The 13714-nt window shown below is 53.5% G+C and carries 16 protein-coding genes; 6 read left to right on the plus strand and 10 right to left on the minus strand.

What is annotated here, in order from left to right; translation table 11 throughout:
* The first annotated feature begins 92 nt into the window (after window positions 1–92).
* Window positions 93–1094: a flagella biosynthesis regulator Flk gene (gene flk / locus OGV74_RS15185; RefSeq protein ID WP_003028147.1), complete on the plus strand. Its 1002-nt coding sequence runs from the start codon at window positions 93–95 to the stop codon at window positions 1092–1094.
* Here the strand turns inward: flk and OGV74_RS15190 are convergent.
* Window positions 1091–2269: an MFS transporter gene (locus tag OGV74_RS15190; protein WP_286521048.1), complete on the minus strand. Its 1179-nt coding sequence runs from the start codon at window positions 2267–2269 to the stop codon at window positions 1091–1093. The two genes, flk and OGV74_RS15190, sit on opposite strands and share 4 nt — an antisense overlap.
* Before the next feature lie 179 nt (window positions 2270–2448).
* Window positions 2449–2823, minus strand: a complete 375-nt coding sequence (locus OGV74_RS15195) for a hypothetical protein (RefSeq protein ID WP_286521050.1) — start codon at window positions 2821–2823, stop codon at window positions 2449–2451.
* Between the two features lie 171 nt (window positions 2824–2994).
* Between OGV74_RS15195 and OGV74_RS15200 the strand changes: the two genes are divergently transcribed.
* From OGV74_RS15200 to OGV74_RS15210, 3 genes are all read left to right on the plus strand, one after another.
* Window positions 2995–3252 (plus strand): helix-turn-helix domain-containing protein, encoded by a 258-nt coding sequence (locus OGV74_RS15200; protein ID WP_003028153.1) that lies wholly within the window; start codon window positions 2995–2997, stop codon window positions 3250–3252.
* 150 nt (window positions 3253–3402) lie between these two features.
* On the plus strand, window positions 3403–3771 hold the full coding sequence (locus OGV74_RS15205) for a CHAP domain-containing protein (RefSeq protein ID WP_003028155.1): 369 nt from the start codon (window positions 3403–3405) through the stop codon (window positions 3769–3771).
* Entirely contained in the window at window positions 3771–4289 is a 519-nt protein-coding gene (locus OGV74_RS15210) for a YqhG/Tai3 family protein (protein WP_003028158.1), read from the plus strand. The genes OGV74_RS15205 and OGV74_RS15210 overlap by 1 nt, the downstream gene beginning before the upstream one ends.
* Before the next feature lie 50 nt (window positions 4290–4339).
* Here OGV74_RS15210 and fabB read toward each other — a convergent pair whose 3' ends face one another.
* A complete protein-coding gene (gene fabB / locus OGV74_RS15215) occupies window positions 4340–5554 on the minus strand; it encodes a beta-ketoacyl-ACP synthase I (protein WP_003028160.1) in 1215 nt (404 codons plus the stop codon).
* Window positions 5555–5713: 159 nt separating this feature from the next.
* Here fabB and mnmC point away from each other — a divergent pair, with 159 nt between their 5' ends.
* Window positions 5714–7714: a bifunctional tRNA (5-methylaminomethyl-2-thiouridine)(34)-methyltransferase MnmC2/FAD-dependent 5-carboxymethylaminomethyl-2-thiouridine(34) oxidoreductase MnmC1 gene (mnmC, locus tag OGV74_RS15220; protein WP_199880188.1), complete on the plus strand. Its 2001-nt coding sequence runs from the start codon at window positions 5714–5716 to the stop codon at window positions 7712–7714.
* 114 nt (window positions 7715–7828) lie between these two features.
* Here mnmC and OGV74_RS15225 read toward each other — a convergent pair whose 3' ends face one another.
* The 6 genes from OGV74_RS15225 to prmB are packed head-to-tail and all read right to left on the minus strand — an operon-like array spanning window position 7829 to window position 12379.
* Entirely contained in the window at window positions 7829–8104 is a 276-nt protein-coding gene (locus OGV74_RS15225; RefSeq protein ID WP_003028163.1) for a YfcL family protein, read from the minus strand.
* A gap of 32 nt (window positions 8105–8136) precedes the next feature.
* Window positions 8137–8685, minus strand: a complete 549-nt coding sequence (locus OGV74_RS15230) for an elongation factor P hydroxylase (protein ID WP_003834819.1) — start codon at window positions 8683–8685, stop codon at window positions 8137–8139.
* Window positions 8685–9494: a sulfite exporter TauE/SafE family protein gene (locus tag OGV74_RS15235; RefSeq protein ID WP_003028167.1), complete on the minus strand. Its 810-nt coding sequence runs from the start codon at window positions 9492–9494 to the stop codon at window positions 8685–8687. Before OGV74_RS15235 ends, OGV74_RS15230 begins: the two co-directional genes overlap by 1 nt.
* A complete protein-coding gene (gene mepA / locus OGV74_RS15240; RefSeq protein WP_003028168.1) occupies window positions 9494–10318 on the minus strand; it encodes a penicillin-insensitive murein endopeptidase in 825 nt (274 codons plus the stop codon). Before mepA ends, OGV74_RS15235 begins: the two co-directional genes overlap by 1 nt.
* 3 nt (window positions 10319–10321) lie before the next feature.
* Window positions 10322–11407 (minus strand): chorismate synthase, encoded by a 1086-nt coding sequence (gene aroC, locus OGV74_RS15245; protein ID WP_003028170.1) that lies wholly within the window; start codon window positions 11405–11407, stop codon window positions 10322–10324.
* Window positions 11408–11446: 39 nt separating this feature from the next.
* Entirely contained in the window at window positions 11447–12379 is a 933-nt protein-coding gene (gene prmB, locus OGV74_RS15250; RefSeq protein WP_003028173.1) for a 50S ribosomal protein L3 N(5)-glutamine methyltransferase, read from the minus strand.
* Between the two features lie 166 nt (window positions 12380–12545).
* Between prmB and smrB the strand changes: the two genes are divergently transcribed.
* Window positions 12546–13097 (plus strand): endonuclease SmrB, encoded by a 552-nt coding sequence (gene smrB, locus OGV74_RS15255; protein WP_003839296.1) that lies wholly within the window; start codon window positions 12546–12548, stop codon window positions 13095–13097.
* 80 nt (window positions 13098–13177) lie between these two features.
* Here the strand turns inward: smrB and sixA are convergent, their stop codons facing one another.
* On the minus strand, window positions 13178–13663 hold the full coding sequence (gene sixA, locus OGV74_RS15260) for a phosphohistidine phosphatase SixA (RefSeq protein ID WP_003028179.1): 486 nt from the start codon (window positions 13661–13663) through the stop codon (window positions 13178–13180).
* Window positions 13664–13714: the final 51 nt, after the last annotated feature.

Raw genomic sequence — 13714 nt, forward strand, 5'->3', positions numbered from 1 at the left:
TGAGAACGAGAGTTAACCGGGCAAGTGTGCCATAATCTCGCCGCCAGGCATACTGCGAGACCTGGTCAGCACAGATTTAAGGAACAGAGATGATGCAGCCCATTTCAGGTACGCCCGCACGCCCTCCCGGTGAAGGCCCAAATGCCCCTTCCGCTGCGGGTGAACAACCGTTATCCACGCAACAACGTACTGTGTTGGAACGACTAATTACCCGTTTGATTTCACTCACCCAGCAGCAAAGTGCTGAGGTGTGGGCCGGAATGAAGCACGATCTGGGCGTCAAAAGTGATACTCCGCTGCAGTCACGTCACTTTCCAGCCGCTGAGCAAAACCTGAACCAACGGCTGGGGGTTGCTCAGCAAAATCATGTTAATCGTCAGGTGCTTTCGCAGCTCACTGAATTACTGAGCCAGGGAAATAATCGCCAGGCGGTGAGTGATTTTATCCGTCAGCAGTATGGGCAAACGGCACTCAGTCAGCTCACGCCTGAGCAGTTGAAAAACGTGCTCACGCTGCTGCAACAAGGGCAGCTGTCGATACCACAGCCGCAGCAGCGCCCGGCAACCGATCGCCCGTTGCTCCCCGCAGAGCACAATACGCTGAACCAGTTAGTTACCAAACTGGCGGCGGCCACGGGAGAATCCGGGAAGATGATCTGGCAGTCGATGCTGGAGTTGTCTGGCGTAAAAAGCGGTGAGCTGATCCCTGCCAAACAGTTTACGCACCTGGTCACCTGGCTGCAGGCGCGCCAGACGCTCAGCCTGCAAAGCGCCCCGACGCTACAAACGCTCCAGGCTGCGCTGAAGCTGCCATTAGAGCCGAATGAGCTGACAGCAATAAAAGAGTACGCGCAGCAGACGTATCAGATCCAACCACAATCGATTCTGACCACGGTGCAGGTACAGGACTTGCTCAATCAAATTTTCCTGCGTCGCGTGGAACGAGAACGCGAGCTCAGCGATCCGCGTCATCTGCAACCCATTTACAGCCCGTTCGCGCCGATGATTGAAACGGTTAAATCTCTGTCGGCACGACCGGGACTGTTGTTTGTTGCATTGATGATTGCGTTAGCCATTTTCTGGCTGGTCGCTTAACCTTTACGCAGCGTAAGCAACGTTACAATAATCCCCACCACGGCTGATATCGCCCCGGCAAGGAACACTGAGGAATAACCGTACGCGGTAGCCAGCACCCCGGCGACCGGACCGCTTATGCCGTAGGAGATATCCTGAAATGCGGCGTAACCGCCCAGCGCCGTACCGCGAACCTGCGCGGGTACTCGCTTCACCACCTCGACGCCCAAGGCCGGGAAGATAAGCGAACACCCGGCCCCGGTTAATGCCGCTCCAAGCAGTGCAACCCAGGCTGTTGGGGCCTGCCACAACAGAATCAGTCCTGCGGTTTCCACCAGCAAAGAGACAACGGCAACCTTCACGCCGCCGAACCGGTCCGGCATCCAGCCAAACAGAATGCGCATCAGCACAAACGCCCCGCCAAACGCGGTCAGGGTGAACCCCGCCATCGTCCAGCCGTTGCTGACAAAATAGAGTGAAATAAATGTACCGATCACCGCAAAGCCAACGCCCTGCAGCGCCAGGCCCAGGCCCGGTTTCCAGATAAGCCCTACCACGCTCCATAACGAAGGACGTTCTCCTGCATGTGCAGGCACTTTACGCACGGTGCCGTTGAATGCCCATGCCAGCAGCGGTAATACCATCGTCGTCCCCGCCAGCGCCGCGAAGCCAAAGTGGCTGTGGATCAACAAGCCCAGCGGCGCACCGGCGGCCAGCGCGCCGTAAATCGCCATTCCGTTCCATGACATCACCTTACCGGAGCGTGTTGGGCCGACCAGCCCCAGCCCCCAGGTCAACGTTCCGGTGAGCAGTTGGCTTTCGCCAAAACCGAGGATCAAACGACCGACGATTAGCAACGCAAATTTTACGGGAACAGAAACAGGTAATAGCGCGGCTAAAAGCCACGCCGCACCCGCCAGCCCACAGGCAAGCATCCCCTGTAGCGCCGAGCGTTTGGCACCATATTGATCGGCTAACCGCCCGGCGTAGCCGCGTGTTAATACCGTCGCCAGAAACTGTACGCCGACGGCGATGCCGACCATGGTATTGCCATAGCCCAGCTCCTGGTGCACAAACAGAGGAATGACGGGCAAAGGTAAACCGACCGTCATATAGGTCAGGAAAACCGCAAAAGCGATGCGAAACAGCGAAACGTTCGCCGAAGGTGTTTTTTCTTGTTGGGTTACAGCTGTCATGCGTTACTCCAAAATGCAGAGTAAGGCGAGGAATGCCCACGCCCCCTCTACCTGACTATCAGGATTAAGGTGCGTTGGATAACGTTAAACGCTTACGCATTATCAAGAGGATAATGTTGAAGCTGGAGTCTGCCTGCGAGTGCCCCCGACTGTCAACTGTGAAAGCACAGGTGCGTATATCAAAATGCTGACTTCTCTACAAACAAAAAGGGAAATACCGCATCAATGCCTTTCGCTCTGAACTTCCCGGTTACCTGCTCACGTTGATGCGGCGTCAGGAGTCGGAACATCATATCCCAAATCTCTTTAGGTTCGGCTTCCTGCGCGATATTGTGGTCTGGTGCTACTGTGTTCTCATTTTCATTCAGATACGAGCGTACATACAGCGGAAACACTGAAATATGAAATTCCTCGGCCTTAGACTTCGCGCGCTTACGTTTGACACCCGCTTTTCCTTCACTGTAGGTATTTAAGCGCAAGCGTACAGCGGGTGCGCTTCTCGGAAACCCTAGCAATTCAAGACACTCCTTCACCGTGAACCACTCTTTTACCATCAGTTTCTTTCCTTTCTGCTGATGAAATAAAAATATTTTTTCTTTTCCGCGAAATTTCAAATTAATTCTGGCAATATTCCTACGATAAAAAGAAAGTAACGTTCTTTTGTCTTTCTAATTTATAACCTGAAAAATATCGGTGCCGATAACACATCTTCTTAGGATTACAGAATGGAACACAAAAGCCAAGACTGGCATCGTGCAGATATTAAAAGTGCACTGGAAAAAAGAGGTATTACGCTCAGAGAGCTTTCGCGTTCAGCGGGGTTATCTCCCGACTCTTTACGCAATGTATTTACCCGCAGTTGGCCTCGGGCGGAGCTGATCATCGCGCAGGCGCTTGAAACTACGCCGGACGTAATTTGGCCATCACGCTATCTCTCTAAATCAGAGAAACAAACCCCCAAAAAAAATAACCATCAATTATAAATAAATTAATAAAAATTCATTCAACCAATTAATTTATATTAAAGGCTAATGTATTAAAGATATTAATAGCATTATCGGTCATTTTTATCAGTTTGAATCCTGTTAAAGAAATACACGTTGTTATTACATAATCAATTAACAGGAACATCGATGAGCTGGAATAAAACAACAGCAGTTAATCACGCTAAATCACACGCGGGGTCACATTCTCAAGGACGCTGTGCGGAATTTACCCGCAAAGCCATTCAGTCAGGAGGTATCTCCCTTGGGAATACCTACCATGCTAAAGATTATGGACCACTGTTAAAAAACGCAGGATTCAGTCCCATCGGCACATTTGAACAACCCCGAGCAGGAGATGTCGTCGTCATTCAACCTTATGAGGGAGGAAACCCAAGCGGACATATGGCGATATTTGACGGTCAGGCGTGGTACTCCGATTTTAGACAACGTGACATGTGGGCCGGACCGGGCTATCGGGCGGCAAAACCGTCATTTACTATTTACAGGAAACCATAATGAAATCGCTCTCGCTGGTTGCTCTGGTTTTGTTACTTTGCGGCTGCTCTGCGGCGCGCCACGACAGCTCCCGGGATGTAAAACTATTCTATCTCGCATGGATGTCCGCTTACACACAAGAGCGGGATACATCCGCACTCATGCAACGCTATGTGGCGAAAGACGTTATCAATCGTCTGGCTCTGATTGACAGCCTTTACGAGCAGGAAATACTGAATTCGGACTACTTTATGTACGTACAGGATTACGACCCAAAATGGATCCCACTGTTACGGGTCAAATCAGCGCAATCCTTTCTCGGTGGCGAAAAGATGGAAGTACAATTAGGTGGGCCGACAGGAGAGGCGCCTATGCAGTTGGAAGTCTATACGCGTTGGGAGGACGGTCACTGGAAAATTTACCGAGTGCGGGATCTGGGTAATCAATTTGAACAGCCAATTTACAGCGCCAGCGATATCGCACACGCCAAAGAATGGTCTCTGGAAATCGCACCGGAGTACGAAAAGTTGAATAAATAAAAAAGGGAGCCATCAGGCTCCCCCTCTTGCATAATCTTTCAGTCTTACGCTTACAGCTTACGCATAACCAGCGTAGCGTTGGTGCCGCCAAAACCGAAGCTGTTGGACATCACGGTAGTCAGCGCCTGCTCGGTCGGTTTGGTCACGATGTTCAGACCCGCCGCCTGCTCGTCCAGCTCTTCAATGTTGATGCTTGGCGCGATAAAGCCGTGTTCCAGCATCAGCAGAGAGTAGATAGCTTCCTGCACGCCAGCCGCACCCAGTGAGTGACCGGTCATGGCTTTGGTTGCGGAGATTGCCGGGCTGTTGTCGCCAAACACTTCACGAATCGCACCCAGCTCTTTCACGTCGCCTACCGGAGTAGAGGTACCGTGGGAGTTCAGGTAGTCGATCGGCGTGTCTACGCCGTGCATCGCCATCTGCATGCAACGTACTGCGCCTTCGCCAGACGGAGCAACCATGTCTGCACCATCGGACGTTGCGCCGTAACCGACGATTTCCGCATAGATGTGCGCGCCACGTGCCAGCGCGTGTTCCAGCTCTTCAACCACGACCATACCGCCGCCGCCTGCAATAACGAAACCGTCACGGTTTGCGTCATAGGTACGGGAAGCTTTCGACGGATCGTCATTATATTTGGTAGACAGCGCGCCCATGGCGTCGAATTCACACGCCATTTCCCAGCACAGCTCTTCGCCGCCGCCAGCGAAAACGATGTCCTGTTTGCCCAGCTGAATTTGCTCTACCGCGTTACCGATACAGTGCGCGGATGTCGCACAGGCAGAGCTGATAGAGTAGTTTACGCCGTGGATTTTGAACGGCGTTGCGAGGCAGGCAGAAACGCCGGACGCCATCGCTTTGGTGACCACATACGGGCCAACCGCTTTCAGACCACGCGGGCTACGCATTGCGTCAGCACCGAACACCTGAAAACGCGGGGAGCCGCCGCCGGAACCTGCAATCAGGCCAACGCGCGGGTTGTTCTGGTAATCTTCTGCTGCAAGGCCGGCATCAGCCACTGCCTGTTCCATAGAAAGGAATGCATAGATGGATGCGTCGCTCATGAAGCGCACTACTTTGCGGTCAATGAGGCCAGTGGTATCCAGTTTTACGTTGCCCCATACGTGGCTACGCATGCCGGAGTCCTTCAGCTCCTGAGAGAAAGTGATCCCTGAACGTCCTTCACGCAGAGATGCCAGGACTTCCTGCTGGTTATTACCGATGCTGGAAACGATGCCCAAGCCAGTAATCACTGCACGTTTCATTCAATACCTCTGTAAGTCGCACTATTTTAAAGTTTCGAGTGGCACAATAGCGTACACTTGTACGCCGAACAAGTCCGATCAGCCATTTAATGTGGAAATTTGCGCAGCCAGGCACTCATCGCTAAGATCGGGGCACAGCCTGCCAGACGAGTAACTTACGTGAAACAATACGCTATACAACCTGCCAACCTTGAATTCAACGCTGAGGGTACACCTGTTTCCCGAGATTTTGACGATGTCTATTTTTCTAATGATAACGGGCTGGAAGAGACACGTTACGTCTTTCTCGGCGGGAATCATCTCGCCCAGCGATTCCCTGCGCATTCACGTCCCCTCTTCGTGGTGGCAGAAAGCGGGTTTGGCACCGGACTTAACTTCCTGACACTCTGGCAGGCATTTGCCGAATTCCGCGATACCCACCCTGACGCTACCCTGGAAAGATTACATTTCATCAGTTTTGAAAAATTTCCGCTGACGCGTGAAGATCTGACCTTAGCCCATCAGCACTGGCCAGAACTTGCCCCGTGGGCCACGGCGCTACAAGAGCAATGGCCGCTGCCGCTGGCGGGATGCCATCGCCTGCTCCTTGATGAAGGACGCGTCACGCTGGATCTGTGGTTTGGTGATATTAATGAACTGACCAGCAAGCTGGATGACTCCCTGAATCAAAAAGTGGATGCCTGGTTTCTGGACGGTTTCGCGCCGGCAAAAAATCCGGATATGTGGACGCCAACGCTGTTTAACGCAATGGCCCGTCTGGCTCGCCCCGGCGGCACGCTGGCGACCTTCACCTCAGCAGGCTTTGTGCGTCGGGGATTGCAGGAAGCCGGATTTACGATGCAAAAATGCAAAGGCTTTGGTCGCAAACGAGAAATGCTTTGTGGCGTAATGGATAAGACGCTGGCGCTCCCCTCCTCGGCACCCTGGTTTGCACGTACCGGAACAGATAAACGCGAAGCCGCCATTATTGGCGGGGGGATTGCCAGCGCATTGCTGTCGTTGGCGTTACTGCGCCGCGGCTGGCAGGTCACGCTCTATTGCGCCGACGATAACCCAGCCGGGGGTGCATCCGGCAATCGCCAGGGCGCTCTTTATCCGCTACTGAGCAAACATGACGCGGCCATTAATCTCTTTTTCCCCACCGCGTTTACCTTCGCCCGCCGGCTGTATGACGCCCTCCCCGTTGAGTTCGCGCATGACTGGTGCGGCGTGACGCAACTGGCGTGGGATGAGAAAAGCCAGCAAAAAATCGACCAAATGTTGTCCCTTGAATTGCCCGATGCGCTCGCCGTCGGGGTTGACGCAGAGCAGGTTTTACAAACGACCGGCGTAAAAACCGGATGCGGCGGGATTCAGTACCCCGCCGGAGGATGGCTGTGTCCGGCACAGTTAACCGCCGCCGTATTCGACTATGCCGCAACGCTGGGATTACGCACCCGGTATCAACATACGCTGGCCTCACTGTCTCGACAGACAGAAAACTGGAAATTGGCGTTTGCCAATGGAGCAACCGCCACTCACGCTGCGGTAGTGCTGGCTAACGGGCATCGCATTAACAGCGTTGAACAGACGCAGTCGCTACCGGTGTACTCCGTAGGCGGTCAGGTGAGTCACATTCCTACTACGCCTTCGCTTTCAGCGCTGCGTCAGGTGCTGTGCTATGACGGCTACCTCACGCCGCACAACCCGCAAAACCAGCAGCACTGCATTGGCGCCAGTTATCATCGCGGAAGTGAAGAAACGGTGTATCGTGCTGACGATCAGCAGCAAAACCGTCAGCGCTTAATAGATTGTTTCCCGAATGCCGCGTGGGCAAAAGAAGTAGACGTTAGTGGCAATGCCGCCCGTTGTGGAGTGCGCTGCGCCACGCGCGATCACATGCCGATGGTCGGCAACGTCGCGGATTATGACACCACGCTCAGCCAGTATGCCACTCTTGCCGAAGACAGAGAGCACGCCGTAAACGCCCCGGTTTATTCCGATTTATTTATGTTGGGTGCGCTGGGCTCGCGCGGGCTGTGTACTGCCCCGCTATGCGCAGAAATTCTGGCATCGCAAATGAGCGATGAACCTATCCCTATGGATGCCAGCACGCTGGCTGCGCTGAATCCGAATCGTCTGTGGGTAAGGAAGTTATTGAAGGGTAAAGCGGTGAAATAAGATACCATCTCATCATTGCCTGATGGCGCTACGCTTATCAGGCCAACAATCCCCGTCCACGTAGGCCGGATAAGACGCCTTCGCGTCGCCATCCGGCACAATCCACTGCAATTATTATTGCGTTGCCTTTTGAAATAAAGTGTCCCACATCTCTTTCACTAACGCCTGGTCACGCGGCGAGAGTTCGCCTGCGCTGATGGCTTTTTCCAGGCTGCTGGTCACATTGGCGTACAATGCCTCAGCGGAATGGTCCTCGCCAGCATCCAACTCAGCCACAGCCAGCGTCAGGTGCCCACGCAAATAGCCACTGGCAAACAACTCATCATCGCTGGCGTGCTCTACCATATCGTCGATTAATGCCAGAATGCGTGATTCAAACTCCGCGATCATCTTCTTTCCTCATTGTAAACGTGGCAGCGGCTTCAGTTGAGCGCTTCGGGCCACGGGAATTGTTCCGCCGTAAGTTCAGGCGTGTGATAATAATTCTGTAACGCGTTAATAAAACGCGCTGGACGTTCAGGGATCCCCTTTTCCAGGTACTCCATTACCTGAGCATGAACACGGCGCTGGAATACCACGCGGTCCGGTTCAAAGTCCCCTTCGAGGTTGTCGCAACTGACGTTAAACGGGTACCCCGCCGCCATGCAAAACAACCAGTCAAACGCCTGCGGCTTCACTTCCACATCTTCAAACTGGCATTGTGTCTTCGCGTCGCGTCCGTCCGGGCAGTACCAGTAACCAAAATCGACCAGCTCACGACGGGCTTTACCGGCGATGCACCAGTGTGAAATTTCGTGTAACGCACTGGCGTAATAACCATGCGCAAAAACGATACGGTGATACGGTAATTCCGCATCCGCAGGAAGATAGATCGGTTCGTCGTCGCCTTTAATCAGACGGGTATTAAATTCATCGGCAAAGCAGCCGTTAAAAATCTCAATTAACTGTTCGTAGTGATGCGTATTATTCATTAGTTCATCCCCAGCCAGTGGAGAATCTCCTGTCCATGATTATCATAAAGTAGCTTGGCGCTCATCACGGCGGAGACAATAACGATCATTGGCCGAATGAGTTTTTGTCCTTTGCTGAGCACCAGTCGAGAGCCCATCCGTGCGCCAATAAACTGGCCAATGAGCATCACAAAACCTGTCGCCCAAATCACTTTGCCACCGAGGGCAAACAGCAACAGCCCACCGATATTCGATGTGGCATTTAATACTTTGGCGTGGGCCGTCGATTTCGCCAGGTTGTATCCGCACAGCATGACAAAGGCCAGCGCGTAGAACGACCCTGCCGCCGGACCAAAAAAGCCATCGTAAAAACCGACGCAGCCTCCCGCCACCAGCGCGAAAGGTAAACCGTGCAATCGACGCTGTCGGTCCTCTTCCCCCACTTTCGGCATCAACAGAAAGTAAAGGCCAATACATATAACCAGAACCGGCAGGATCTGGCGCAGAACATCTGACTGCACGTGCTGAACCAATAGCGCCCCGCTCATTGATCCGACAAACGTCATGAAGATATTGAGCTTCTGATCCGCCAGATTAACCACGCCACGACGAATAAAATAGAGGGAGGAAGAGATAGATCCCCCGCAGGCCTGCAACTTATTGGTCGCCAGCGCTTGCGCAGGTGGCATCCCGGCCGCCATCAATGCCGGGATGGTGAGTAGACCACCGCCTCCGGCCAGAGAATCAATAAAACCTGCCAGCATCGCCACAAAAAACAGCACACCTAGCAGCAGTGGCGACACCATAAACAGAGAGGCAAAATGATCCATTAGAGTACATGTTCGTCCAGTAGCGCCTGGCAGGAAGGCGGCAACGGCGGCGGTGTCTTCTTCTCAGGCTTGGTGGTTCCAGGTTTTGGAGGTTCGAACCAGCTTTGCAGCTCCGCGCCACAGCCGTCACCCGGTGGCGGTAACGGTTGATCTTCGCACTCAAGGCTGTCGGCAGGGCAACGTAACCGCACGTGCATATGCGCACGATGCTGGAACCATGGCCGCACTTTACGCAACCAGTCCCTGTCGGTCCCTGCATCCAGACAAAGTTGTTGCTTAATCGCCGGATTCACGAAAATACGCGTTACTTCATTATCTTTTGCAGCCAGCCTTACCAGGCTAAAAATCTCCGGTTTCCACAGTGATGGCACAACACGTTTGCCGTCCTGTGAGACCAGATCTAACGCCTGCGGCCGCAGCAGTTGCGACTGGGTCCAGCGCGTTTTCGGCAGTTGCAGGAAAATATCAACATCCAGTCCCGTCTGGTGGCTGGCGTGACCGCCATTGAATCGCCCACCGGCCGGCATACCCATATCGCCGATTAACACCGTGCCCAGCCCCTGACTATTAGCCTGATTACTCAGACGCTGGATAAACCTCACCAGATCCGGATGGCCAAAGTAACGACGCTGATCGGTGCGCATCACCTGATAATGTTCTGACTGTACAGGCAGCGTATCTGCGCCAACAATACAGCCATTGGAAAACGCGCCGATAGACTGCGCGCTGCCCGCAACCGGATGGGTAATTTTCTGCCAGGGCGTCGCCGCCAGACAGGCGGTACTGGCAAACAGAGCCAGCGCCGCAAGTGCCGTTTTTTTCATCTCTTACCAGCGTGGAATATCGGTCTTCACGTCCGCATTTTGCGCCCGCTGACGCAGCAGGTGATCCATCAATACGATCGCCAGCATCGCCTCGGCGATCGGTACGGCGCGGATCCCAACGCACGGATCGTGACGACCTTTAGTGATCATTTCGACTTCTTCACCAAAGCGGTTAATGGTGCGCCCTGGAACGGTAATACTGGACGTCGGTTTCAGCGCCATATGAGCAATGATTTGTTGCCCGCTGCTGATCCCACCCAGAATGCCGCCCGCATGGTTACTCTGGAAACCTTCTTTGGTGATTTCATCTCGGTTCTGGCTGCCACGCAGCGCAACAACGTCAAATCCGTCGCCAATCTCAACGCCCTTAACGGCGTTAATGCTCATCAGCGCATGGGCGATGTCGGCATCCAGGCGGTCGAATACAGGTTCGCCAAGACCCGCAGGCACACCGCTTGCAACAACGGTCACCTTCGCCCCGATGGAGTCGCCCTCTTTCTTCAGCCCGCGCATCAGTTCGTCCAGCGCTTCGAGTTTATCCGGGTCCGGACAAAAGAACGGGTTAAGTTCCACCTGGGACCAGTCTTTGATCTCCAAAGGAATATCACCCATCTGCGTCAGGCAACCACGAATCTCAACGCCGAACTTTTCCGCCAGATATTTTTTGGCAATCGCTCCGGCCGCCACGCGCATCGCTGTTTCACGTGCGGACGAACGTCCGCCACCACGGTAGTCGCGCAGGCCATATTTTTGCTCATAGGTATAGTCGGCGTGTCCTGGACGAAAAACGTCCTTAATCGCGCCGTAATCCTGTGAACGCTGATCGGTATTTTCGATCAGCAGGCCAATGCTGGTGCCAGTGGTAACGCCCTCGAACACCCCGGAGAGGATTTTCACCTGATCCGGCTCACGACGCTGCGTAGTGTAGCGCGATGTGCCAGGACGCCGTCTGTCGAGATCGTGCTGCAGGTCAGCTTCTGTCAGAGAAATGCCCGGCGGAACACCATCGACAATACAACCGAGCGCCAGCCCGTGTGATTCGCCGAAAGTGGTTACGCGAAAGAGTTGTCCAATTGTGTTTCCTGCCATCACGGCTCCGTTATGAGTGTTGTGTATGTGCGCGTGTAATTAGTCTTTATAAATGCTGAAGTGCTCACGAGCAGCAACTAACTGCTCTTTGGTCAGCATGAATACGCCGTCACCGCCGTTGTCGAACTCCAGCCAGGTGAACGGTACATCCGGATATTGCTCTATCAGATGTACCATGCTGTTTCCGACTTCACAAATCAGAATACCGTTATCTGACAGGTAGTCTGGGGCGTTCCCCAGAATGCGGCGGGTAAGTTTCAGCCCATCACTGCCGGACGCCAGACCCAGCTCAGGTTCGTGACGATATTCGTTTGGCAGATCGGACATATCTTCCGCATCGACATACGGCGGGTTGGTCACAATCAGGTCATACTGGACTTTCAGCAGATCGCGGAACAGATCGGAACGGATCGGCGTGACGTGATGGATCAGGCCGTGTTCTTCAATATTGTGTTCGGTCACCGCCAGCGCGTCAGTGGAGATATCCACCGCATCAACTTCGGCTTCCGGGAAGGCATACGCGCAGGCAATGGCAATACAACCGCTGCCGGTACACATATCGAGGATATGCTGCGGCTGCTCATTAATAAGGCCCGCAAAGCGGTTATTAATAAGCTCGCCAATCGGTGAACGCGGAACCAGCACGCGTTCATCAACATAAAACTCATGCCCGCAGAACCAGGCTTTGTTGGTCAGATAAGCAACCGGAATGCGCTCGTTGACGCGGCGAATCACGCGTTCAACAATACGATGACGCTCGCTGGAGGTCAGACGCGCTGTACGCATGTCTTCCGGAATATCCAACGGCAAATAAAGTGACGGCAGCACCAGTTGTACGGCCTCGTCCCATGGGTTATCCGTGCCATGGCCATACCAGATGTTCGCCGCGCTAAAACGGCTGACCGCCCAACGCAACATGTCCTGAATGGTATGCAGTTCACTCACTGCTTCATCGACGAAAATTTTATCCACGTATTCCTCCAGGGCATGCTCGTATTAATTTCGGCGGCTAGTTTGCCACGAAGACGGCGATAAATCAGCATTCACACAGGGCCTGAGCGCGAAAATTGCGTTTTAAGCGATCGGATGCCCGCCGAGTCGGGTTAAACTAATGGAAAATAAAAGTTGAGACTCTCGAATGAAAAAGAAAACATCGCTCAGCGAGGAGGATCAGACGCTGTTTCGCCAGCTGATGACCGGCACGCGTAAAATTAAACAGGACACCATTGTTCACCGACCTCCACGTAAAAAAATTGCCGAGGTTCCGGTTAAAAGACTGCTACAGGAGCAAGCTGATGCCAGCCACTATTTCTCGGATGAGTTTCAGCCGCTGCTGAATACGGACGGTCCGGTAAGATACCTGCGTGCCGACGTCAGCCATTTCGAACTGAAGAAAATGCGCCGTGGCGATTACTCTCCGGAGCTGTTTCTCGATCTGCATGGGCTGACCCAGCAGCAGGCCAAACAAGAGTTAGGCGCGCTGATTGCCGCCTGTCGTCGTGAGCATGTATTTTGCGCCTGCGTGATGCATGGCCACGGAAAACATATTCTGAAACAGCAAACGCCGCTTTGGCTGGCCCAGCATCCGCACGTGATGGCTTTTCATCAGGCACCGAAAGAGTACGGTGGCGACGCCGCGCTGCTGGTGCTAATTGAAGTAGAAGAGTGGCTACCGCCCGAACTTCCGTGATGCAGAAAAACAGAAAGAGCCGCGTTTGCGGCTCTTTGCATTTTCGGATGACGGCTGCGCCTTATCCGATACCAACCTTTTTAAATCGCTTTTGCCATTTTCAGGTTACACGGGCTCATCTGCCAGTTAAAAGTACCCTTCCCGCTCTCATCAAGCGTTACGCTGGCAATCGCTGATGTGGTAAACATCGGCGGTGTTTCACCTGGGCAAAGCTCAGACACCAGATACCCCACTAAAGGCAAGTGAGAGATAACCAGTGCCGTGGCAATACCTTCATTGGCCAGAGCCTGTAAATAGGCACTGACCAGACCGACATCGCCGCAGGGAGTCAACTCCGGCAAAACATCCACACCGGTTGGCAGATTCATACATTCCCCCACCACATCCAGCGTTTGTTCGGCTCGTAGGAACGGGCTCACCAGAACACGTTCGATATCCACTTTTTGACCTTTCAGCCAGTTCGCCATCAGGCGAGATTCGTCACAACCACAGGAGGTTAAGGGACGAACCGAATCACTGGCGGCATCGAGGGCCGCGTCGCCGTGACGCATGATAAAAACTTGCATATTGCACCGCTTTTGTTAACCAGAATCACCAATACCTTTATTCACAGCCCC

It is taken from the genome of Citrobacter sp. Cf116, assembly GCF_030336505.1.
GTDB classification, from domain to species: domain Bacteria; phylum Pseudomonadota; class Gammaproteobacteria; order Enterobacterales; family Enterobacteriaceae; genus Citrobacter; species Citrobacter freundii.

What these genes read in the sequence shown, in the direction of transcription:
- flk (WP_003028147.1), top strand. Translation starts at nt 93, where the DNA reads ATGCAGCCCATTTCAGGTACGCCCGCACGCCCTCCCGGTGAAGGCCCA.
- OGV74_RS15190 (WP_286521048.1), bottom strand. Translation starts at nt 2,269, where the DNA reads ATGACAGCTGTAACCCAACAAGAAAAAACACCTTCGGCGAACGTTTCG.
- OGV74_RS15195 (WP_286521050.1), bottom strand. Translation starts at nt 2,823, where the DNA reads ATGGTAAAAGAGTGGTTCACGGTGAAGGAGTGTCTTGAATTGCTAGGG.
- OGV74_RS15200 (WP_003028153.1), top strand. Translation starts at nt 2,995, where the DNA reads ATGGAACACAAAAGCCAAGACTGGCATCGTGCAGATATTAAAAGTGCA.
- OGV74_RS15205 (WP_003028155.1), top strand. Translation starts at nt 3,403, where the DNA reads ATGAGCTGGAATAAAACAACAGCAGTTAATCACGCTAAATCACACGCG.
- OGV74_RS15210 (WP_003028158.1), top strand. Translation starts at nt 3,771, where the DNA reads ATGAAATCGCTCTCGCTGGTTGCTCTGGTTTTGTTACTTTGCGGCTGC.
- fabB (WP_003028160.1), bottom strand. Translation starts at nt 5,554, where the DNA reads ATGAAACGTGCAGTGATTACTGGCTTGGGCATCGTTTCCAGCATCGGT.
- OGV74_RS15225 (WP_003028163.1), bottom strand. Translation starts at nt 8,104, where the DNA reads ATGATCGCGGAGTTTGAATCACGCATTCTGGCATTAATCGACGATATG.
- OGV74_RS15230 (WP_003834819.1), bottom strand. Translation starts at nt 8,685, where the DNA reads ATGAATAATACGCATCACTACGAACAGTTAATTGAGATTTTTAACGGC.
- OGV74_RS15235 (WP_003028167.1), bottom strand. Translation starts at nt 9,494, where the DNA reads ATGGATCATTTTGCCTCTCTGTTTATGGTGTCGCCACTGCTGCTAGGT.
- mepA (WP_003028168.1), bottom strand. Translation starts at nt 10,318, where the DNA reads ATGAAAAAAACGGCACTTGCGGCGCTGGCTCTGTTTGCCAGTACCGCC.
- aroC (WP_003028170.1), bottom strand. Translation starts at nt 11,407, where the DNA reads ATGGCAGGAAACACAATTGGACAACTCTTTCGCGTAACCACTTTCGGC.
- smrB (WP_003839296.1), top strand. Translation starts at nt 12,546, where the DNA reads ATGAAAAAGAAAACATCGCTCAGCGAGGAGGATCAGACGCTGTTTCGC.
- sixA (WP_003028179.1), bottom strand. Translation starts at nt 13,663, where the DNA reads ATGCAAGTTTTTATCATGCGTCACGGCGACGCGGCCCTCGATGCCGCC.